Here is a 22,993-nt window from a genome sequence, read left to right as displayed (position 1 = left end):
AACAAACCATGAAACCACAATACCTTTTCCTTCTATCGTTTGTAATCGCCTGTCAAAAACCAAAATCCGAATCGCAGATAATAAGTATCAATCCTGAAAACAAAGTTGAAAACACAATTCCCGCTAAAGAGAAATTCTTGAAAACGGATACAATAACTCTTAACGATGAGGGCGAAACCCCAGCAAACAAGTATATTCTTGCACATCTTATCAGCCAAAAGGCAGATAAAGACAGTATCGTAACCGGAAATTACCAACTTGATTTTTACCAAAATAAAACCAAAACTGTTTCTTCAAGAATCTCTATTAAAGGAATCGAAAAAGGTTCAGAATGGGGAGCTTCTCTTGGATTGACTTCAGCCACGACTAAAAACTCTCCGTTCATTCATATTAGTTTTGGATATCCTGCTTGCGGTTATAATCAGAACAACTATTTATACTATCTGAAAAATAAAACCGTACAATTGGTTCATGAATGGTCAAGCATGTCCGATAGTGGCTGGGGCGGATGGGTTGAATTTGTAAATCCTTCTGCAAAAGTCAATCCGGATTCCTTTTACTGCAAAACTGTTTTCTTTGAACCCGATGACAATGACGAGAATATGGGAACAGTTAAATACTCCGATTCAATGGTTTTTCGCTTGATTGGAAATCAGTGGAAAAAGCAGCTGCTTACCAAGGAAGACCAAACCTATTTTGAGAAAAAAATGAGTTTTGATGACTTCCACAGTCAAAAATAAAGGATAGAAAACGCACCTTATTCAAATTCTTTCTTAGGTAAATAATTTCTAACTTTGTAAAAAACAAAACAATGATTGATTTTATATACCAGGACCCTTATCCTATTTTGAAGGATGATACGCAATACCGCAAAATCACCTCTGATTTTGTAAAAGTAGAGCAATTTGGACAACGTGAAGTTTTGACCGTTGACCCAAAAGGATTAGAATTATTGGCGGAAGAAGCCCTTACCGATGTTTCGTTCATGTTACGAACGACCCATTTACAAAAACTAAGAAACATTCTTGACGATCCGGAAGCTACAGATAACGATCGTTTTGTTGCTTACAACTTATTACAAAATGCATCTGTTGCTGCCGAAGGTCAATTACCTAGCTGTCAGGATACGGGAACGGCTATTGTAATGGCAAAAAAAGGAGAAAGCATTTTTACAGGTGTTGATGATGCTGAATGGTTAAGCAAAGGAATTTTCAATACGTATCAAAAGCGCAACCTTCGTTATTCTCAAATTGTTCCGATTTCGATGTTTGAAGAAAAAAATTCAGGGTCAAATCTTCCGGCACAAATTGATATCTATGCCAAAAAAGGAGCTTCTTACGAGTTTTTATTCATGGCAAAAGGTGGTGGATCTGCTAATAAAACCTACTTGTACCAACAAACAAAATCTTTATTAAATGATAAATCGATGGATGCTTTCATCCGTACGAAAATTAAAGATTTAGGAACATCGGCTTGTCCTCCGTATCACCTGGCTTTAGTAATTGGAGGAACTTCTGCGGAAGCGAATCTAAGTGCTGTAAAAAAAGCATCTGCGGGTTATTATGACCACCTTCCAACTTCAGGAAATATGGCCGGTCAGGCGTTTCGTGATTTAGAATGGGAAGAGCGTGTTCAGAAAATCTGTCAGGAGAGTGAGATTGGTGCTCAGTTTGGTGGAAAATATTTCACACATGACGTTCGTGTAATTCGTTTGCCTCGTCACGCGGCTTCTTGTCCGGTTGGATTGGGAGTTTCTTGTTCAGCCGACAGAAATATTAAAGGAAAAATTACCAAAGACGGAATCTTCGTGGAGCAATTGGAAGTAAATCCAAAGCAATTTTTACCGGAAACAGCTCCGCACTTAGAAGCGCCTGTTGAAATTGATTTAGATCAGCCGATGGCCGATATTCTGGCCAAATTATCTCAATATCCAATTAAAACCCGTTTAAAACTTAACGGAACTGTAATTGTTGCCCGTGATATTGCACATGCCAAAATCATGGAATTATTGGAAGCAGGTAAACCGATGCCGGAATACTTTAAAAATCACCCTGTTTATTATGCCGGGCCTGCAAAAACTCCGGAAGGAATGGCTTCAGGAAGTTTTGGACCGACAACTGCAGGACGTATGGACGTTTATGTAGATGAGTTTCAAAAACATGGAGGCAGTATGGTCATGCTGGCCAAAGGAAACCGTACCAAACAGGTAACAGATGCCTGTAAAAAATATGGCGGATTCTATCTGGGTTCTATTGGAGGTCCTGCTGCTATTTTAGCACAAGACAATATCCTAAAAGTTGAAGTCGTAGATTTCGAAGAATTAGGAATGGAAGCGGTTCGTAAAATTACCGTTAAAGATTTCCCGGCTTTTATTATTACGGATGATAAAGGAAATGATTTTTTTGAAAATCTGTAGCTTTTTTTAGGTGCAAAGGCACAAAGTTGCAAAGGTTCAGAGATTGATTCTACATAAAAAAGAAACCGCCCTTATGGCGGTTTTCTTTTTTACTATGTATATCCTTTGAACCTTTGCCTCTCTGCACCTATGAACCTATTATCCCTCTAATTCTTCACTTTCGAAAGCAATGAAATGAGACAACTGTCCTTTTAAATTAAAAACAGGATGTGCATTGATTTTACATTTATAGGTTCTGCCGTCTTTTCTGTAGTTTTCAATTGTTTTTTCAAAAGGAATTCGTTGCTGAATGGCTTCTTTTATTTCTTTAAGCACAACTTTTGAAGTAGCCGGTCCCTGAAACATTTTCGGAGTTTTACCCAAAACCTCTTCTTCTTTATAACCTGTCATTTTTCTGATTCCATTTGAAGCAAAAATGATCTTCAAATCCAAATCGGTAACCAGAACTACTTCATTTTTTATTCGTTCTTCAATTTCCAGATTTTTGGCGTCCCAGATAAACTGACTCGAAATTTTATTCACTTTCTTTACATCAGTAAGAATCGCTTTTAATTCTTTTAAATGTTCACAATGAAAATCCCAAGCCATAATAGGGACTGAATTACGATGAGAAACTTCTTCAAATTTATTCGTTTTCATTGCGAATGATTCAATGTTAATGTACTGTTACTCTCAAAGGTAGAAAGAAAATTCATCATAAAAGAACAAATTACATGATTTAATTATTCCTTAATGCAATTAGAAGGAAAATTTAAGTTGGACTACTACTGCCTTTTTTTCTTCTGTATTTAGGTTGTTCAACGAAATGCCAAGCAATCGAACAGAATCTTTCATTCGTTCCTGATACAGAAGCTCCTCTACGGTCTCTAGAATCAAACTTTTATCAGAAATAAAGTATGGCAGCGTTTTACTGCGTGTTTGTTGCGTAAAATCGCTGTATTTGATTTTAAGTGTCACGGTCTTGCCCGAGATGTTATATTTTTTTAATCTTTTTTCTAAAGATACCGCAATCTTTTCAAGCTGTTCGAGCATAAAAATTTCAGAGGATAAGTTGACATCGAAGGTGTGCTCGGCCGCAACTGATTTCGTTACACGAGACGCTTTTACTTCACTATTATGAATTCCGCGAACCACATTGTAATAAAAGGCCCCCGATTTTCCGAAATGTTTCTCCAAAAACGCTACGTCTTTGCTCTTAAGATCTGCTCCTGTGAAAATTCCCAATTGGTACATTTTTTCGGTGGTCACTTTTCCAACACCGTAAAACTTCCGAATGGGCAATTCTTCCAAAAAACTTAAAACCTCGTCCGGATTAACCGTTTTCTGTCCATTTGGTTTGTTAACATCCGATGCAATTTTCGCTACAAACTTATTAATCGAAATTCCCGCAGAAGCCGTGAGCCCAACCTCATTCAGAATTCGGAGTCTGATTTCCTGTGCAAGCAAACTCGCGCTTGGGTTGCCTTTCTTATTTTGTGTCACATCAAGATAAGCTTCGTCCAGCGAAAGAGGCTCAACCTGATCTGTATAGTCATGAAATATTTTATGAATTTTATTCGAGATCTCTTTGTAACGATCAAATCGCGGACGAACGAAAATAATTTCCGGACAATATTTTTTGGCCAGAACACCACTTATGGCACTTCGTACACCAAATTTTCGCGCTTCGTAACTTGCAGCCGAGACTACGCCTCTATTCTCTGATCCGCCAACAGCAACAGGTTTTCCACGCAAAGCGGGATTATCCATCTGCTCTACCGAAGCATAAAAAGCATCCATATCAATATGAATGATTTTTCGATATGTTGGGGTTTCGGACATACTACAAATTTAAAGAGGAAAGGCACAAAAAGTATCGAAAATAATCATAAAAATAATCTCTCCAATCACCCCAAGTTCATTCCAAATTTCAAATCTCAAATTCCAAATTCCAAATTCCAAATTTCACCTTTTACATTTTACATATAACAATTCAAATCACACCCTTTGTAAAGATTCTCAAGTTACTAGTCTCAAACGAATCCTTTTCGTTATTTTTGTATTTCTACATTAAAGAATTAAAATGCGAACATTTGTTATAGGCGACATACACGGCGGATTACTCGCGCTTGAACAAGTGATGAAAAAAGCCAAAGTTACTACACAAGATACTCTTATTTTTTTAGGCGATTATGTTGACGGATGGAGCCAATCTCCGCAAGTAATTGAATATTTAATGGACTTAAAAAGTAAGCAAAATTGCATTTGCATCAGAGGAAATCATGATGAACTGCTTTTGTCCTGGTTTAAAAGCAAAACAGAAGATGTTGACGAAACTTTATGGTTCAAACATGGTGGTGAAGCGACTGTTCTGGCTTACGAAAAACTGAGTGCGGAAGAAAAACAGACACATATCGCTTTCCTCGAATCATTGGAGGATTATTACCTTGACGATCAAAACCGATTATTTGTTCATGCAGGTTTTACCAATCTGAATGGCGTCAAATATGAATATTTTCCAAAATTATTCTACTGGGACAGAACGCTTTGGGAGACAGCTCTTTCGCTAGATCCTAATTTAAAAATCGGTGATGCACTTTATCCTAAGCGTTTTACGTTGTATAAAGAAATCTATATCGGACATACTCCTGTGACCCGAATTGGCGAAACAACACCTGTACAAAAAGCAAATGTATGGAACGTTGATACTGGTGCCGCTTTTAAAGGCCCGTTGACTATTTTAAACATCGACACTAAGGAATTCTGGCAGAGTGAACCGCTAAATGAACTGTATTCTTCTGAAAAAGGCAGGAATTAACTCCTAAAATGGCTATTTTTGCACTTAAAAAAATAATTAAAATTTATATTTATGAAAAAGGTAATTACACTTTTGTTTTTAGTATCATTTGGATTCACACAAGCACAAGAGGCTTTTAAAGGAAAAGGAGACATTAGAGTGAATGTTGGTGCTAACATACAAAATGGTGGTTCCGGAATTCAGGGTTCGGTAGATTTTGGTCTTGGAGAAAATTTCTCTTTTGGCTTTGTAGCCAATTATTTATTAGGAGTAGACAACTTTAATGGTTTCTACCATAACAATCCAACGCCATACACTGATTTAAAACCGAAGTTTAGTGATCGTTTTGATGCTAAAGCCAGAATTAATGCTAATCTAAGCAGTGTTATTGGGGTTAAACAATTGGATGTTTATCCTGGTTTAAGTTTAGGGTTGCGTAACTTTGGAGGTCATGTTGGCGGACGTTATTTCTTTACAGACGGATTTGGTGTTTTCACAGAGATTGGATTTCCAATTGCAAAATACGGAAACAACAACGATGTATTTGATCATTTAAACAATCAGGCAACTTTTAGTTTAGGAGCCTCATTCAATTTACAATAAGCGCAACGGATAAGAAAATATAAGTTTTATTTAAAACCGTATTTCCTCTGAAATTGTCCGACAGCGAAATTTATAAAGTCAAAAACCGCCTAGCTGGGCGGTTTTTTATTTTATCTGCTTAGCAAAATACTCCAATGGGCTCCGCTATACACTTTATACTTTTCTGAAAAATTCCCCTGATTGACTGCAAGCGAGAAATTTAAAAGACTGTTGAAGTAACAAACATCAGTCCCTATTTCAGCCTCACCAAATGTATTTACTAATTTCAGTTTTCCTTCGTATACTTTTTTAGCACCATCAAAAACCTGAACTCTCACGACATCTCCCGCTTTCAAGCCTAATTTTTCAGCGGTCTTTTTATCGATATTTGTCCATACATTGCCATACTGAATATCCAAAACCGGAATACCTCCTTTAATAACTCCATTTTCTAAAACCGGTTTCTGATAATCAATTTTCACCACTTCATTAGGCAGCTTAGGCCCTACTTCTTCAAATGCAATCGTTTTTGAGGCTAATCGTGCTCCGGTAAAAGCATATACATCGCGTCCATGAAAAGTATACGATTCATTTGAGTTTTGTCGACGGTTTTTTACTTCATCAATTTCGCGAATTTCCTGAATTCCTAATTGTTCTGCAATTAAAGTCAAGGTTCCATTATCGGGAGTCACAAAATAATGTCCTGATTTGGTGCGTAAAACTACAGAATGTCTTGCGGTTCCCACTCCCGGATCACAAACGGATACAAATACAGTTCCTGCAGGATAGTACTGTGCGGTTTGTGACAGGCGATAAGCAGCCTCCCAAATATTAAATGCCGGAATTTCATGCGTCAGATCAAATATCTTCAAATCTGTTGAAACTCCCATTGCCACTCCTTTCATTGCTGATACCGCCCCATCTTTCAACCCAAAATCAGATTGAAAAACCAGCACGTTATTCTGAGAAAAACTACTAAAACTAAGGGCATACAAAAAAAGCAATAAGTACAATTTCATCATGATCTTTTTTAGGATTACTAAACAAACTTACAAAAAGCGGTCTTACTATGACATACAAAAATTACATTCGGGAACTCCATAAAAAAGCCCCGCAAATTGCGAGGCTTTTCGTTTTTTAAACTAACAATTTTATTTTTTGGCGAATTTCTTAACGATTCTTTTAGCCCCATTATTCAACTCGATAACATAAAGTCCTGTTTTTAAAGTTCTCACATCAATAGGATTTCCTGAAAGGGCTCCTGAGCTCACTTGCTGACCCAATGTATTTGTAATTCTGAAAGTATATCCTGTATTATCTGCTAATGAAACATTTAATTCATCAACAACCGGATTTGGATACAATGCAAATCTTGCCGTTTCATTAGTTTCAACTAATCCTGCTGCAATTTCCTGATTTACAATAGCTCCTGAAGCTGTGATATTGATCGAATAATCTTCTACTTGTCCATAAGAAAATGACTCACAAGAAGTTGGTATTCCGTTATATTTCATAGAAACTCTAAGTCTTGTTGTACCAAGTGTTGCTGTAGCCGGAATTGTAATAGTTCCTGTAGCTGTAGCCGCTGTAGAGGTTGCTTTCGTCCAAACGGTTTCACCTGCATCTGCAAAATCCCCATCTTGGTTGTAATCGATAAAAACTGCATATCCTTCGCTGTAAACAGTAGAAGTCCAAACCGGAGTGATTGTTATCGTATAAGCTGTTCCTCTGGCAGCATTAGTAGAGATAGCGGTATAGTTTTCATAACCGGTTGTTCCTGTTGAAGTGTTGTTGATGGTACCGAATACTACTTTTCCAATTCTCTCGTCTACAGTACTGTTCCCCTGAGAGTTACAGTAGTTTAAAGATGCCGCTGTAGTCGTAACATTTACCACATTACTTGCTGTTGAAACATTTCCTGCTCCGTCTTTGGCTTTCACGCTAAAGCTATACGCTGTCAATGCTGTTAAACCTGTTACGGTATAATTGGTTGTAGTAGACGAACCTTTTAGAGTTGTTCCCTGGTAAATATCATACCCCGTAACCCCTACATTATCTGTTGAAGCAGTCCATGTTAAATTAGTTGTTGACCCCGTTGTTCCGGAAGCAGCAAGATTTGTTGGCGCTGTTGGCGCAGTTGTATCATTTGAGTCCACATACGCAGCTCCAACACCTACAGCATAAAATGCATTGGTGGTAGCAATAACTTCCGGTGAACCGGCACCATACAAATCAATAGCCGATTGTATTCCTGAAGTTCTTGCATTGGCAAAAGTAGAATTTGCTGTTAAATACACGCTTTCCAGACGATACGCAATTTTTGCCGCTTTATCAATTGTAATCCCTGTTACGTTATAGGCATTTCCAATATCATTTGTACCTGATTTACCCACAGACAAAATGTAAAACCAATGGTTTAATACACCGGAGTTGGTATGTACACCGCAATAATCGTTACTGCTTGTTGGTGTACAATTTGGATTGATCCAATAGGTTCCGCCATAAGTATCCGGCTGACCTTCAGAATTTGGATCACTCATCGAACGCAAAGAAAGGTGCCCTGATCTTCTTTCGATATCTTCACCAATTAACCAGATCGATTTTGTTGGTGCTGCTGCATATTCAATACAGGCTCCCCAAATATCAGAGAACGCCTCGTTCATCGCTCCGGATTCTTTTTGATACGCCAGGTTCGCTGTGTAAGTACAAACAGCATGTCCTATTTCGTGTCCTGCAACATCAATAGCAGTCAGGATATCGAAATAAGTTCCGCTTCCGTCACCGTAAGTCATTACACTACCGTTCCAGTAAGCGTTATCGTACGCATTGCTGTAATGTACGTAGCTTTTTATAATTGCTCCTGCGTTATCAAAGCTGTTTCTGCCATGCACTGTTGACCAATAATCGTATGTTTTTTCAGCTCCCCAATGTGCATCCAAAGCTCCATTGTCTTTGTTCGCATTGTTATACTCAGCAGCGGTCCAGTTATTATCGGCATCCGTAAAATTTACGGCTGCTGTATAACTGGTTCCCTTTTTCATATTGTAGGTGTTGATTCCCAAACCTCTTGTCGCATCAGCAAGTATATATGATGCTCCGCTTAAGGTGGTTTGTATCACCTGCGTTCCGCTGTAACGTGTCGCCGCATTGGCCGCAACAAAAGCTTTTTTAGTAGTTGCGCTCTCTTTTTGATTTAATGCTTTGGCGGTTTTTACTTTATTACCGTGGCTGTATTCACCAAGGTGTTTTATGGTAGCGTTATAAAACAGAACTTTTCCGGTTTCTGCATCGATATAAAGATCTCCGCGGCTTACCGGATTGGTGGCATAAATGTCAAATTTATAAGCCAGTCTCACCTTATCTGACTTTCTGGTTTCACCCTGTTCTTCCATTGCCGGCAATAAAACCAATTCGCCTTTTGGCTTCTCATAGTTCATTGCTGCAGCATCTTGCGGGTTTTCCCACAGGTATTGTTTTGCTCCTGTATAAGCAACCGCTCTGTCGAAAGCCGCTTTACTGGATAATTTTGGGGTTGTTTTTACATTTTGAAGGGCATAAAACTCTCCGTTCATGGAAACTAATTTTCCTTCTTTGGAATGTAGGGTGTAATTGGCAAATTCTACTTTAATGCCTTGTTCGTACAATTGAAATTTTTCATGTGTAAAACCTTCTCTGTCAGATTCGATCTTAATTTTAGAAAAGGACTGATTGTCTTTTAAACCCAATTGTTCTTTAAAAACAGTGTTGTAATCTGTTCCTCTGTAAGTAGATTTATCACTAAAAGTGATTAAGCTTGGTTGCCCATTTTCGGATACATTTTTCTGACTTACCCGTTTGTCTGTGTTTTGAGCAAATCCTGATACTGAAAATGTAAGAATAACAACGGCTGATGCCATGATTTTTGGTAATTTTCTGTCCATAATAATGTGGTATTTAGTTTGGTTAAATGGATTACAAATAAAATATTAAACGTAAGTAAATACTCTATTTTAACATAAAAGTATTTTATTTATGTTATATAATCGATGAAATTTGCCGTTAATCGATTAAATACAATCTTTTTTACTTTAAATTTACTTTTATTTAACAAACTGTGATGAATTCACAAAAAACAGGCCCAAAAAATAATTATTCTATTGATAATTAATACATTAACCCAAAAAAGTCAGTAAATACAAGGCTTTTAGAAAAAAACAAACCCGGTGACTTTTCTTTAATTTTTTCCTACAAAAAAGGCCAGCCCTTTTAAAAGCTAGCCTTCATGTGAATTTATCTTAAATACAGAATTATCTTATATCCATTTCCGGAATTTCACCTTCAATGATCAAATCGGCTTCGGTTGATGCGATGATGTGCTCAACAGAAACACCCGGTGCTCTTTCTAGTAGCTTAAACCCTTTATCAGTCACTTCCAGAACCGCAAGCTCGGTGACTACTTTTTTAACGCAGCCTACGCCAGTTAAGGGTAAAGAGCATTTTTTCAGTATTTTCGATTCACCTGCTTTATTAACGTGCATCATGGCAACAATAATGTTTTCGGCAGAAGCTACCAAATCCATTGCACCGCCCATTCCTTTTACCATCTTACCCGGAATTTTCCAATTGGCAATATCACCATTTTCAGAAACCTCCATAGCTCCTAAAATGGTCAAATCTACCTTTTGGCTTCGGATCATTCCAAAACTAAAAGCCGAATCAAAGAAACTGGCTCCCGGAAGTGTTGTGATAGTTTGCTTTCCGGCATTGATAATATCTGCATCTTCTTCTCCGGCGAAAGGGAAAGGTCCCATGCCGAGAACACCGTTCTCACTTTGAAACTCCACAGCAATATCTTCTCTCACATAATTTGCTACCAAAGTTGGAATACCAATTCCAAGGTTCACAAAATAGCGGTCTTTTACTTCTTTTGCAATACGTCTTGCAATATCTTCTTTTGTCAACATAGTTCTAATGTGTCAATTTGGAAATTAGATAATTAGACAATGTAAAAAATTTACGCAATCCAAATAATTATCTAATTATCACATTTTCTAATTTTCTAATTATGCTCGTTGTCTTACCGTTCTCTGCTCGATTCTTTTCTCAAACTTCTCTCCCTGAAAGATGCGTTGCACCATAATTCCCGGAATGTGTATTTGATTTGGATCTAATGTTCCTACCGGAACTAATTCTTCCACTTCGGCGATGGTAATTTTACCCGCACCTGCCATACAGGCGTTGAAATTTCTGGCTGTTCCTTTAAAAATCAGGTTTCCTGCTTCGTCACCTTTCCAGGCTTTAACAATTGCGAACTCCGCTTTGAAAGCTTGTTCCATGATGTGCATCTTTCCATTGAACTCACGTACTTCTTTGCCTTCGGCAACTTCAGTTCCGTAACCTGCAGGTGTAAAGAACGCGGGAATTCCGGCTTGAGCCGCACGACAGCGTTCGGCTAAAGTACCTTGCGGAGTCAATTCGACTTCCAGTTCTCCTGAAAGCATCTGACGTTCAAACTCGGCATTCTCCCCCACATAAGAGGAAATCATTTTTTTAATTTGCTTCTTTTGCAACAGCAATCCCAAACCAAAATCATCCACTCCCGCATTATTCGAAATACAGGTTAAATCTGAAATGGAAGTATTTACCAGTGCTGCAATTGTATTTTCAGGAATTCCGCATAAACCGAAACCTCCGAACATTATAGTCATTCCACTTTCAATTCCTTCGATAGCTTCCTGAACGTTATTTACTTTTTTTGTAATCATAACAAACTGTCTTTATTACTGTATATTTTTGATAAAAATAAGATTTTTAGATTAAATTATAACGATTTCGTAAAAAATAAAATGACCGATTTTATTCTTTGAAAACGAACTGCTCACATACCTGTTGAGTGACAGACTACATCATTATAAAAAGAAATCCTTTTGTATTCTTCCTGTAGAAGATCACAAAAGGATTTATTATTCTATGAGAATCAAACCTACAGTTCGAATTCGTCTGTATTTTGGTCAGTCTGTGTCGTATCTTTTACCACTGCCGGTCTGCTGTAGCAATCTACCTTTATAGAAAGGTTTGCCGGACGCTCGAACTCGGATTTTGAGACCTGTAATCCCGGGTCGGCATAACATAATTTCATGAAATACCCCCAAATTGGTAAGGCCGCTGTAGCTCCTTGTCCGTAAGTCAAACTTTTAAAACGGGCTGAACGGTCTTCACAACCTACCCAGACTCCGGTTACCAGATTTGGTACCATCCCCATAAACCAACCGTCTGATTGATTTTGAGTGGTTCCGGTTTTACCTGCAATCGGGTTTCTGAACATGTACGGGTATCCAGTCCAACGATTGTCACCGCTTCCTCCGCCTTCTGTACGCAAACGTGCACCTGAACCTGTTTCGGTAACTCCTTCTAATAATTTAATTACTGCAAAGGCAATATCTTTGTTTAAAACGTCATGAGATTCCGGAATTGGCTCATAGATCACCTCACCGCTTTTGTTCTCTATACGGCTTAAAAACTGCGGTTTTACATATACACCCTGATTGGCAAATGTACTGTAGGCAGCCACCATATCTTCAACCGTAATATCTACAGCACCAAGTGCAATAGAAGGCTGGGCAGGGATTTCGGTTTTTACACCTAATTTGTGTGTTAACTCTACTACAGCTTCAGGACCTGTTCTGTCGATTAACTTTGCCGATACGGTATTAATCGAATTGGCAAGACCTTGTTTTAAAGTTACCATTCCGCGGTATCTGTTATCAGAGTTTCTTGGTTCCCAGTCAGCAGTAACATTATGACGTCCTTTGTGAATCATAAAAGGTCCGTCCAAGATAGAATCACAAGGAGACATGTTTAATTGCTCAATAGCGGTTGCATACACAAACGGTTTGAACGTAGATCCTACCTGTCTTGCTCCCTGTCCTACGTGGTCGTATTGGAAATATTTATAATTAATTCCACCTACCCATGCTTTAATGTTTCCGGTTTGAGGTTCCATCGCCATTAAACCAGATTGCAGGAAGTGTTTGAAATAACGAATAGAATCAAGTGGTGTCATCACGGTATCACGTTCTCCTTTCCAGGTAAATACACGCATTTTGGTCTTCACTTTAAACGAAGCAATAATGTCTTCATCACTTTTATCCATCTCTTTCATCAGAGCCCAACGCGTCGAATTCTTCATCGCCTGCATGATGATACGGTCTGTTTCTGCTTGTGTAATGTTTACAAACGGCGCATTTTTATTGGTTTTCATTTCAATAAAAAATTGCTGTTGCAAGTTTTTCATGTGTTCCGAAACCGCTTCTTCTGCATGCAATTGCATTCTTGAATCGATAGTGGTGTAAATTTTCAAACCATCTTTGTAAATATCATAATCTGAACCGTCCGGTTTTTTATTTTCTGCCACCCATTTTTTCATATAATCACGCAGGTATTCTCTGAAATAAGTAGCGGTTCCTTCACGGTGACTTTCCAATTTGAATTTTAAAGCGATTGGCAATGCCTGATATTTCTCTTTTTCAGATTTGGTTATCATCTTGGCTTTTACCATTTGTCCCAGTACAACATCACGACGGTTTTTTACCCCAACAGGGTTACGCAAAGGATTATAAAGAGATGAATTGTTAAACATTCCAACTAAAATTGCCGATTCGTCAATAGTTAAGTCTTTAGGATCTTTGGAAAAATACGTCTGAGCCGCCGAACTTACCCCAACAGCATAATTTCCGAAATCATAAACGTTGCAGTACATCGCTAAAATCTCATTTTTGGTATATTGTCTTTCCAGACGAATGGCAATAATCCATTCTTTTATTTTTTGTACTATCCTAAAGGGTAAAAAGCTAGATCCACCACGATGAAATAACTGTTTGGCCAATTGCTGTGTTATGGTACTGGCTCCTCCATTTGTCCCCAAAGAGAAAGCAGCACGTAAAGTCCCACGTCCATCAATTCCGGAATGCTCATAAAAACGAGCATCTTCAGTTGCCACCAAAGCATCTACCAGATTTTTTGGCAAGTCAGAATATTTAAGCTGTGACCTGTTGGTTTTGAAATATTTACCGATTACCACTCCATCAGACGAAATGATTTCGGTGGCCAAATTAGAATCCGGATTCTCCAAATCTTCAAAAGAAGGCATTGAACCGAATAACCCCCATGAGGCAAATAAAAAGAAGGCAAGAACTCCTAATAAACTATAGGCAAAAATTCTCCAGAACTTCTTTTTGTAGTAATTAATATCTTTAACGCTATTGGATTGATTGTTTTTCTTAGCAGCCATAACTATTTTTCTAATCTTTTTGTTCTATTCTAAAACCAACATCTGTAATACCTTCTAAAGTCTGAACTCCCGGAATTTTTCCTGATTCTCTGACTGCTTGTTTGATATGTACTTTGTATTTTCCTCTAAACTTTACGTTTTCTTTGTAAAACAGTTTACTTTCTTTAATGTCTGTAAAGCCATTCCCCATCAGGCTACCATCAGGATTTGCCATTTGATATTCTAAAGTATCCACTTTTGTAAAACCGCTTGGTGTTTCGATAGCTACAATCAAAAACAAATTATTGAACGGATAATTGTTGTTGTCTCTCAAATTTACAAACAGGTTGTATCTTTTGGTAGAATCTAAAACCGGCAGATCAAAGGTTACAATACTGTCTTTGTTCCAGGCACTTCCAACAGATTTGTATTCGTCAAATACTCTTTTTTTATCGCAGGAAAAAAGGAGTATTGCCGACAAAAGAAGAATTCCACTACTTTTTATTCTCATTTTTAGTAATAATTATAGGTTTTCTTGGCTCGGCTGGCTTTTTATCGTTCGAATTTTTGGGCTTGTTCGATTGATTTTGTTTGTTTTGTGGTTTATTCGATTTATTCGGATTGCCACCAGCCGGCTTGTTTGTATTATTATTGGTTTGCTGCGGTTTGTTCGGAGCGGCTACAACTGCATTCTCAGCATTTGGCTTGCGTTTACGACTTGGCTTTTTCTTTCTTTTTGGCTGATCGAAACGGGTTAAACTCTCCTGCCCCATTGCATTGTTAAAGTCTTTTTCAGGTTCAGAAGTTACCTCAATAGCAAAATCTTCCAGTGAAGAAACTTTGTTTTTTTGTTTGTTTTCGGCAATAATTTCTTTTACCTGATCGATTTTTAAAACATGCCAGTTGGCAAAATTATTGGTATACGCAAACCACATCAGGCCTTTAAAAATATCCTGTTTCTGGCAAATAGCATCTCCTTTTTCGGTTACCAATTTGGTATCGTAATCCGGAAAGTCTTTTAGCGCATCCATGTAAGTATCTAACTCATAGTTCAGACAGCATTTTAGTTTTCCGCATTGTCCTGCCAACTTTTGAGGATTGAGTGAAAGCTGTTGGTATCGCGCTGCCGAAGTATTCACACTTCTAAAATCGGTTAACCAGGTTGAACAGCAGAGTTCACGTCCACAAGAACCAATTCCTCCCAAACGGGCTGCCTCCTGACGGAAACCAACCTGTTTCATTTCGACTCTGGTACTGAATTCTTTAGCAAAATCTTTAATTAAAAGTCTGAAATCGACTCTGTCATTTGCGGTGTAATAAAATGTAGCTTTCGACCCGTCTCCCTGAAATTCAATGTCAGAAATTTTCATTTCCAGTTTATGCTGAATGGCCAATTCACGTGCACGAACTTTCATTGGTTCTTCACGATCACGTGCTACAGACCAGATATCAATATCTTTCTGAGACGCTTTTCTGTAAATTTTAGGAACTTCATTACTTTCAGGATTTACTCCTTTTTTCTTCATTTGAATTTTTACCAATTCGCCTGTCAGAGTTACAATTCCAATATCATGTCCTGGTGAAGCAACAGTTGCTACAATATCACCAATACTTAACGTTAATTTTTCTGAATTTCTAAAGAATTCTTTGCGTCCGTTTTTAAAACGAACCTCAACACAATCAAAAATCGCCTCTCCATTGGACGGACTCATGTTTGCGAGCCAGTCAAAAACCGTCAATTTATTGCAGCTATCGGTGCCGCAAGTCCCATTATTTTTACAACCTTTTGGTGCGCCACCATCTGAGGTTGAACAACTTGTACATGCCATAATTATATATGTAGTGTCGCAAAAACGCGACTTAAGTTCATAAACGTTTGATCGGTAAAGATAGTATTTTTTTAGTTAGCTTTTTATCCATTAAAACTAAAGGGATGTTAAATGAACAAATGTCTCATTTTTAATCAAAAACGCATTTTTTGGTCTCTTAAATCCATCTTTTCTAACTCATCCCATGTCGTTTTTAGAGGCTTTTCCGTACAATTTTATTCTTTAAATATCAAATCATATATTTTTTCTTATAAAAAATCTTCTAGATATTTTTGCTCTAAATTTATTCAGTTTTAATAAAAATAACCTCATGAAAAAACACCTTTACAATCTGTTAACGATTGTTCTATTATGCTTACTAATCTTCAGCTGTTCTCCTGAAAATGATTACACCAGTATTGAAAAACGGGAATCAGCATTACTTATCCGCTCAAAAGAATGGTTAAGCTCAAAACACATTATCAATGAAAAAGATGTACTTTGGAACTCCGCTACCCTTTATCAGCAAAGCACCGAAACTTCTTTTGTTGCTATAATTCCAGTAAAATCTTCCAACTCTTTTCTTTTGCAAAAAATTATTCTGGAAATCAATGATTATAATATTACGGGAAAATTATGGAGCTTTGATTTTAAAGACTCTCAAGAAATAGAGGATCTGCAAAAAATAGCCACACACAAAATATTGGAATCGTTTACCGGTGAAGTAAGAATTACTAACTTAGAGACCATGGAAACGAGAAAAGATAATTATAAACAAGGGATAGCCAATGGTAATAATCTTTTTTCGAAATCAAGTGGAGCGGGTGTTTGCAATAACTGCCATGGAGATGAAGGCGCGATCAAACTAAACGAAGTAGTTGTAACTGGTCCCGGCGGTAATCCATGGCCTAATCCTATTACAAATCCTGTAAATCCTCCAATAGTACCAATTGGTGGTGGTTCTAGTGGCGGATCGGCAAATTGGAACAGGGTAGAACAAATTAAAGACAACAATCTGGATCCTTGCGGAAAATCGGCTCTTGAAAAACTAAAAAATTTAAAACAAAATGACATTACCAAGATGTTACAACGTTTTGGAGGTCCAATCTCTCCTTATGATGTTACTATGCAAAAAGGACCAGTATTAGGAGGCCCATCTGTTTTTGGGCAAACCATCAAATTGTCTGATAACAATTATCAAATTACAATTAATCAGGATTATCTAAATGGAGTTATAGATTCAGAACCAAACTCACCTCCAACGGATTTATCGGTAGCAACAACACTAATTCACGAAATAATACATGCTTATTTTTTAAGTATTATCGATCAACAAAAATCAACCGGAAATTCTTCGTTATCCGATTTTCCAACTTTATTTGAAGCTTATGTACGAAGCACTAATCCCGGATCTCCGTCAAATGACATGGCTGATGCACATCATGCTGAAATTGCAAATCGCTATGTTGACATAATGGCTTCTGCCTTACAGGAATTTAACACCGGAACACCTGTTGCCTCAGGCGCAGCTCAACAAATGTACAAAGACTTAGCATGGAGTAGCTTGCAAGGCACTCCAATTTATAACGCTAAACTATCAGCTGCTGATAAGGACAGAATTGCGCAACGTAAAACGGTAGAAGCCAGAAACAAATCCAGAGGAAACCAAAATCCCCAAGGAAAACCATGTAATTAGAAAACAATTATGAAAAGAAAGATCTTAATTTTAATAGTATTTCAGGCATTACTACTTTCATGCTCCTCTATTAACCATAACAGGTACGAATCAATTAATACTTTCCTTAAAACAAAAATTACAAATAATGAAAGCATAATTATCATAAAAGAAAAAGCAGATCTTCGCAATGCTTTACGCATATTTTATGGTGGGGACAAAACTGCTGAAGTCCAGAAAAACTACAGAAGTTCGTTATTTGATCAAAAAAGTTATGACATTATGCTTGAAGCTTATTCCAATGACACAATTAAAAAATACTGGAAACCAAAAGATTTTCTTGGATTTGATTTTATTTTTGAAAATAGATTGGGAATGTGGAACACAAAATTTCTGGATAAATATGAAAGTAAACCAGGACTTGTATTCTCAATATCTGACCCTGTTTTTTATAAAAACAAAAAATATGTTTTGTTTTACTTTTCGCGTGGATCAACTGGTGATATAGAAGGTCTCATTCATGAAAACAAAACTATAATCATGGAGAAAATAAAGGGCAAATGGCAAATTGTCGATGAAGTTTCAGATTATATATACCATTAGTCACTTTAACGCATTAAAAAGTTCTGTTATTACCAGTGTAAGTAACAGAACTTTTTTAATGTTGGCTTTAAGCCTCTTTAATTTTTTACAATTTTATTTATTTCATCAGACAAACGAATACAAAGAAGAACCTCAGAGACTTGTTTGATATCATTACAGCTCTCTCTCCCCTTCCTGCTGAAAAACTTTCCCTAAAATATTCTACTTGAGAGTATTTACATTTTTAAAATATCCTACTTCACTCCCGTAGTCATTTCTAAAATTGACTACTATCATATTCGTATTGTCCAAAATGTAATAGAACTCTTCCAACTATTACTTTAAGTTTACCAAGTATTGATTGTACATCAAATCTACGATTGAATCTTAATAATTTTGAATAGATTTTCACTAGTTGTTCAATCATAAAAATGCAAGGATAGTAAAACGTAACCGTTTGTATTCAGGAATTTGTAAATCTTTTTGCCTAATTATAAAGCTTTTAGGAATAAGCAAAAAAGAACATTTTACTCCCTTCTAATTCACTCTATGGTAAAAATGTCTTTTTATACCTCTATCAACGGATTCCATTTACTAAAACGAAAAACGGATTCAACAAAGAAGGTTAATTTTGTAGAAACGATTGTAGTTTTTGCTCTAATTATGCTGTCTTATTTAGTAAATGGTCAATGTACGGTTCAAACCATAAACGCAGATTTTGAATACCCTGCTTTCGCTCAAGGTCTTGAATTTATCAACCAAAACCAACTTCCTACTTCTTTGCTTGGTTGGAGAACGACGGCTACTGATGACATCTTAGAGTTTTGGGCTAATGGCAATGAAGGGAAATACGCCTACAGTGGAAGACAATTTGTAGAACTTAACGCCTATCAGTTTTCAGGGCTGTATCAAGACTATGATACCTCAACCACAACTTATTTTAATTACTCGTTTGCTCACATGGGCAGACGTGGTGTTGATAAAATGGCACTAAAAGCAGGACCTCCGGGAGGTCCTTATACTACTATTATGACAGCCTCAACAGGTACGGCATGGAAATTATATACCGGCACTTATCAGATTCCGAAAGGTCTGACCAAAATTCGCTTTATTTTCGAAGTGATATCAACTTCAACCGGAGACCCAACCATTGGTAATTTTCTGGATGCTGTAAATTTTACCGCCTCTATTGCTCCTCCCTCTGCAACTGACCAAACAATATGTAACGGAACAGCTACCACACTTACAGCAACTGGAATTCCTAATGCCATTTTCTACTGGTATGATGCTACAGGAACAAATCTGCTTTTTGAAGGGTCCGTATTTACGACTCCTGTCCTGACAACTGATACAAATTATAAGCTGAAAGAAAAAGATACTATTTCTAATTGTGAAAGCAATTTTGTAAATGTTACTGTCAAAATAGACAATCTGGCAAATCCACTAACTTTAACCTTAACAGAAGGCGAACAAAATGAAATTGTAGCTATAGCAAGTGGAGGAACTTCAAAATATGAATATTCTTTAAATGGAAGTCCCAGTGGTCAATCCAACAGATTTATCATTACCGAATCCGGCCTCTATACCGTTACCGTTACTGATGAAAATGGATGTACTGCCTCCACTTCGAAATATTTTGAATACGCTATTAAAAATGATATTTGCATCCTCAATTATTTCACCCCAAACGGTGACGGCATAAACGACGAATGGGCTCCGGGCTGCTTAGGCAACAACAAAAACCTAACTTATATTATTTTTGACCGATACGGGCGCACCATTACAACCAACAATTACGATCAGAAATGGGACGGAAGATACAATGGTGCTGAACTGCCTTCCGGTGATTATTGGTACGAAATAATTCTAAATGCCCCAAAAGACAATAAAAGACTTCATGGTCATTTTACTCTTTACCGATAAATACCAAGGAGAAGAAAACGATGTTTACTGGTAAACACCTACTAAATTATAATTTAAAACCCTATTTCGTTTATTACACAAAATAGGGTTTTGTTATTTTAAAAAACGATAATTTAAATCTGCTTTAATTTTACAGATATTTATTTACTGTTAGTTTATAATCTTATATAATTTATCAGACAATCTGATTCTGAAAGGAACTTCAAAAGTAACTTTATCGCCAATTTTAGCCGTTGAAGTTTCGGCTCCGTTCACAATCAGTCTTTCTAAAACCAATTCCTGATTACCGGTTGTTGGTCCTGAAATTAAGATTTTATCACCGTTGTTTAATTCTTGATTTTCAATTGTAAACTGTGCCACCTGTGCTTTCACATAATAATGTTCTGCTTTTCCAAGAAGTACTTTTTTTACTTTTACTTTCTGACGAATATCAACCGGTTTTTCTGCTGCAGCCAAAGCTGTATTGGGTAAATCACCTGAATGTTTAAATTTCAAATTTTCCGATTTCCCTTTTCTGAAAACTTTGTTTCCAACTTGTTTTCCGGTTCTCAATCGAACCTGATCTACTAAAGGCATGTGGATAATTTCCAGACATTCTGTTGAACAACAGTTTTCCATTGCCGATTTACATTCATCACACTGAATAAATAATAAATGGCAGCCATCGTTTTCACAATTGGTATGATTGTCACAAGGTTTTCCACATTGGTGACATTGCGAAATAATATCTTCTGTAATTCTTTCCCCTAAACGATTATCAAACACAAAGTTTTTTCCGATGAATTTGCTTTCCAGACCTTCTTCCTCAATTTGTTTGGCGTAATTGATGATACCGCCTTCTAATTGATAGACATTTTTAAAACCCTGGTGCTTAAAATAGGCACTTGCTTTTTCGCAACGAATTCCTCCGGTGCAATACATCACAAGGTTTTTATCTTCTTTATGATTTTGAAGCTGTTCGTTGATGATTGGTAAACTTTCTCTAAAAGTTTCAACATCGGGAGTAATTGCATTTTTAAAGTGCCCTACTTCACTTTCGTAGTGATTTCTAAAATCAACCACAATTGTATCAGGATCGTCAAGAATGGCATTAAACTCTTTGGCTTTCAGGTGAACACCAATATTGGTTACATCAAAAGTTTCGTCATTCAAACCATCAGCAACAATCTTGTGTCGAACTTTGATCGTTAGTTTTAAAAAGGAATGATCATCATGTTCTACGGCTTCATTCAAACGAATGCCTTTCATGAAATCGTATACTTCCAGAGTTGCTCTAAAAGCCTCCAAATTTTCGGCAGGAATACTCATTTGAGCATTAATACCTTCGTTAGCCACATAGATTCGACCTAAAGCATCAAGCTTGTTCCAGGCAATAAATAAATCGTCGCGAAATTTTTTGGGATCTTCAATTTTGGCATACGCATAGAAAGACAACGTTAGTCGTTGTTTACCGGCATCATCGATCATGATGGCTCTTTCTTCTGCGCTCAAAGTGTTATACAGTTGCATGCTATAAACAGTTTTAAGTTAAGAATAAGTTTGATTTTTATAAATCTGGTGCAAAAGTACCATTTATTTTTAGATTAAAAATTCTATTAACATTTCATCTCATTTTTTCATCTCAGAAAAAAGTCCCAAATTTATAGATGCTTGTTATTTTATCATTCAAAAGTCTGTCCTGTTTCTGCAAAAGGTAAATTCAAATACCGTTGTAACTAAACAGAACAGCTACGGAGATTCTTTTTTTACTTTTTGCTAAAAAAATGTTAACTTAGCAATGCACATATTTGGTTTCTAGTTAGTTGAATATTAATACATCTTAATATAAATTAAAAATGAACAAATTTTATCCTTCTGCAATCCTACTCCTTTTCTTTCTTTCAACCTGTAAAAAAGAAACTCCGCCACCACCCAAACCACTTGAAATTTCAGTTCTTACTGTTTTAAATCAGGATGTAAATGTAGAATCGGAATACACCGGACAGACTTATGGTCAGTCAGACATTCAGATAAATCCTCGTGTTGACGGTATTATTTTGAGTCAGAATTTTAAAGAAGGTGGTTTTGTTACCAAAGGACAATTGTTGTACACTATTGACCCTCTTCCTTATAAAACCAAAATGGACGAAGCCGCAGGGACACTGGCAGAATCGCAAGCCGGTTTGGCAAAAACCAAAGCCGATTTAGACATGATAGCGCCATTAGCGAAGATAAATGCGGTTAGTCAAAGAGAGTTAATTTCGGCTAAGTCAGCTTACAGTGCGTCTCAGGCTAAAATTAAAGCGTCTCAGGCTTCTCTGGAAAATTCAAAAATCGAACTGGGTTATTGCCGTATTATCGCACCAATTTCAGGTTTAATCGGAATATCAAAAGTAAGAGTAGGCGATTATGTGAGACCTGGTGCGGCATCAGTTCTAAATACAATCTCCGATTTAGGTGATGTCAGGGTTCGATTTACCATGAGCGAACAGGAATTTCTTCGTTTGTTTAGAGAATTCAACAAACCTAATTCTTCTTTAAAAGGTTCCGGCGCTGTGGTTTCTCTGAAATTATCCGACGGTTCAACTTATCCTGAAACGGGTAAAGTCAGTTTCGCCGACAGACAGATTGATCCCTCTACGGGCGCGATAACATTTGAAGCGGCATTTTCAAATCCTGATAAATTATTACGACCGGGACAATATGTAAAAATCGGATTGCTTACAGACATTCGTAAAGATGCTATCGTGATTCCGCAACGTGCTGTTATTGAAGTACAGGGTATTTATCAGGTTTATGTATTAGGCAAAGACAATAAAGTCAGCATGCAAATCGTAAAACCCGGGCCGGCTGTAAAAGATGGTTACGTAATAGAAGACGGCTTAAAACCCGGAGACAAAATAGCCATGGGAGGTACTTCATTATTAAAAAATGGAAGTGTTATTACACCAAAAGTAGTTCAATGGCAATTGGGTCAGACACAAGCTGCGGCAACTAAATAACT

18 protein-coding genes are annotated in these 22,993 nt (G+C 37.1%); 8 read left to right on the top strand and 10 right to left on the bottom strand.

The window, feature by feature from the left end; translation table 11 throughout:
- The first annotated feature begins 8 nt into the window (after positions 1-8).
- Positions 9-740, top strand: a complete 732-nt coding sequence (locus C245_RS0106955) for a hypothetical protein (RefSeq protein ID WP_017495865.1) — start codon at positions 9-11, stop codon at positions 738-740.
- Positions 741-811: 71 nt separating this feature from the next.
- Positions 812-2,416 (top strand): fumarate hydratase, encoded by a 1,605-nt coding sequence (locus C245_RS0106950; RefSeq protein WP_017495864.1) that lies wholly within the window; start codon positions 812-814, stop codon positions 2,414-2,416.
- A 138-nt stretch (positions 2,417-2,554) separates the two neighbouring features.
- Here the strand turns inward: C245_RS0106950 and C245_RS0106945 are convergent, their stop codons facing one another.
- Together C245_RS0106945 and dinB are read right to left on the bottom strand one after the other, a co-directional pair.
- Positions 2,555-3,055: a PAS domain-containing protein gene (locus C245_RS0106945; RefSeq protein ID WP_017495863.1), complete on the bottom strand. Its 501-nt coding sequence runs from the start codon at positions 3,053-3,055 to the stop codon at positions 2,555-2,557.
- A gap of 99 nt (positions 3,056-3,154) precedes the next feature.
- Positions 3,155-4,237 carry a DNA polymerase IV gene (gene dinB, locus C245_RS0106940; RefSeq protein ID WP_017495862.1) on the bottom strand — a complete coding sequence of 361 codons (1,083 nt, stop codon included), beginning with the start codon at positions 4,235-4,237 and terminating at the stop codon, positions 3,155-3,157.
- A 241-nt stretch (positions 4,238-4,478) separates the two neighbouring features.
- Here dinB and C245_RS0106930 point away from each other — a divergent pair, with 241 nt between their 5' ends.
- Positions 4,479-5,213 carry a metallophosphoesterase family protein gene (locus C245_RS0106930; protein ID WP_017495860.1) on the top strand — a complete coding sequence of 245 codons (735 nt, stop codon included), beginning with the start codon at positions 4,479-4,481 and terminating at the stop codon, positions 5,211-5,213.
- Between the two features lie 51 nt (positions 5,214-5,264).
- Positions 5,265-5,795 carry a DUF6646 family protein gene (locus C245_RS0106925; RefSeq protein WP_017495859.1) on the top strand — a complete coding sequence of 177 codons (531 nt, stop codon included), beginning with the start codon at positions 5,265-5,267 and terminating at the stop codon, positions 5,793-5,795.
- Positions 5,796-5,905: 110 nt separating this feature from the next.
- On the opposite strand, the gene C245_RS0106920 is transcribed toward C245_RS0106925, so the two are convergent.
- The 7 genes from C245_RS0106920 to C245_RS0106890 form a co-directional block, all read right to left on the bottom strand.
- Positions 5,906-6,796, bottom strand: coding sequence for an S-adenosyl-l-methionine hydroxide adenosyltransferase family protein (locus tag C245_RS0106920; protein ID WP_026109923.1), 891 nt, complete (start codon positions 6,794-6,796; stop codon positions 5,906-5,908).
- Between the two features lie 129 nt (positions 6,797-6,925).
- Positions 6,926-9,694 carry a M4 family metallopeptidase gene (locus tag C245_RS0106915; RefSeq protein WP_017495857.1) on the bottom strand — a complete coding sequence of 923 codons (2,769 nt, stop codon included), beginning with the start codon at positions 9,692-9,694 and terminating at the stop codon, positions 6,926-6,928.
- 366 nt (positions 9,695-10,060) lie between these two features.
- On the bottom strand, positions 10,061-10,717 hold the full coding sequence (locus C245_RS0106910; protein WP_017495856.1) for a CoA transferase subunit B: 657 nt from the start codon (positions 10,715-10,717) through the stop codon (positions 10,061-10,063).
- Positions 10,718-10,816: 99 nt separating this feature from the next.
- Positions 10,817-11,518 (bottom strand): CoA transferase subunit A, encoded by a 702-nt coding sequence (locus C245_RS0106905; protein ID WP_017495855.1) that lies wholly within the window; start codon positions 11,516-11,518, stop codon positions 10,817-10,819.
- Positions 11,519-11,736: 218 nt separating this feature from the next.
- The gene (locus tag C245_RS0106900; RefSeq protein WP_017495854.1) at positions 11,737-14,043 is read right to left on the bottom strand and encodes a penicillin-binding protein 1A; all 2,307 of its coding nucleotides are present in this window, start codon (positions 14,041-14,043) and stop codon (positions 11,737-11,739) included.
- A gap of 10 nt (positions 14,044-14,053) precedes the next feature.
- A complete protein-coding gene (locus tag C245_RS0106895) occupies positions 14,054-14,533 on the bottom strand; it encodes a gliding motility lipoprotein GldH (RefSeq protein ID WP_017495853.1) in 480 nt (159 codons plus the stop codon).
- A complete protein-coding gene (locus C245_RS0106890) occupies positions 14,517-15,851 on the bottom strand; it encodes a regulatory iron-sulfur-containing complex subunit RicT (protein WP_017495852.1) in 1,335 nt (444 codons plus the stop codon). The genes C245_RS0106895 and C245_RS0106890 overlap by 17 nt, the downstream gene beginning before the upstream one ends.
- Before the next feature lie 310 nt (positions 15,852-16,161).
- Here C245_RS0106890 and C245_RS0106885 point away from each other — a divergent pair, with 310 nt between their 5' ends.
- The 3 genes from C245_RS0106885 to C245_RS0106865 all read left to right on the top strand — a co-directional run bounded on the left by C245_RS0106885 (position 16,162) and on the right by C245_RS0106865 (position 20,010).
- Positions 16,162-17,526 (top strand): hypothetical protein, encoded by a 1,365-nt coding sequence (locus C245_RS0106885; RefSeq protein ID WP_017495851.1) that lies wholly within the window; start codon positions 16,162-16,164, stop codon positions 17,524-17,526.
- 9 nt (positions 17,527-17,535) lie between these two features.
- Positions 17,536-18,108, top strand: a complete 573-nt coding sequence (locus C245_RS0106880; protein WP_017495850.1) for a hypothetical protein — start codon at positions 17,536-17,538, stop codon at positions 18,106-18,108.
- A gap of 537 nt (positions 18,109-18,645) precedes the next feature.
- Positions 18,646-20,010, top strand: a complete 1,365-nt coding sequence (locus C245_RS0106865) for a T9SS type B sorting domain-containing protein (RefSeq protein WP_157495791.1) — start codon at positions 18,646-18,648, stop codon at positions 20,008-20,010.
- A 150-nt stretch (positions 20,011-20,160) separates the two neighbouring features.
- On the opposite strand, the gene C245_RS0106860 is transcribed toward C245_RS0106865, so the two are convergent.
- Positions 20,161-21,519 (bottom strand): rhodanese-related sulfurtransferase, encoded by a 1,359-nt coding sequence (locus C245_RS0106860; protein ID WP_017495846.1) that lies wholly within the window; start codon positions 21,517-21,519, stop codon positions 20,161-20,163.
- A 326-nt stretch (positions 21,520-21,845) separates the two neighbouring features.
- Between C245_RS0106860 and C245_RS0106855 the strand changes: the two genes are divergently transcribed.
- Entirely contained in the window at positions 21,846-22,991 is a 1,146-nt protein-coding gene (locus C245_RS0106855) for an efflux RND transporter periplasmic adaptor subunit (RefSeq protein ID WP_017495845.1), read from the top strand.
- Positions 22,992-22,993 lie beyond the last annotated feature (2 nt).

Origin of the sequence: Flavobacterium sp. WG21, from assembly GCF_000335775.1 — a bacterium.
In the GTDB taxonomy this organism is placed as follows: Bacteria; Bacteroidota; Bacteroidia; order Flavobacteriales; family Flavobacteriaceae; genus Flavobacterium; species Flavobacterium tructae.
This window is presented reverse-complemented; position numbering and strand designations above follow the sequence as displayed.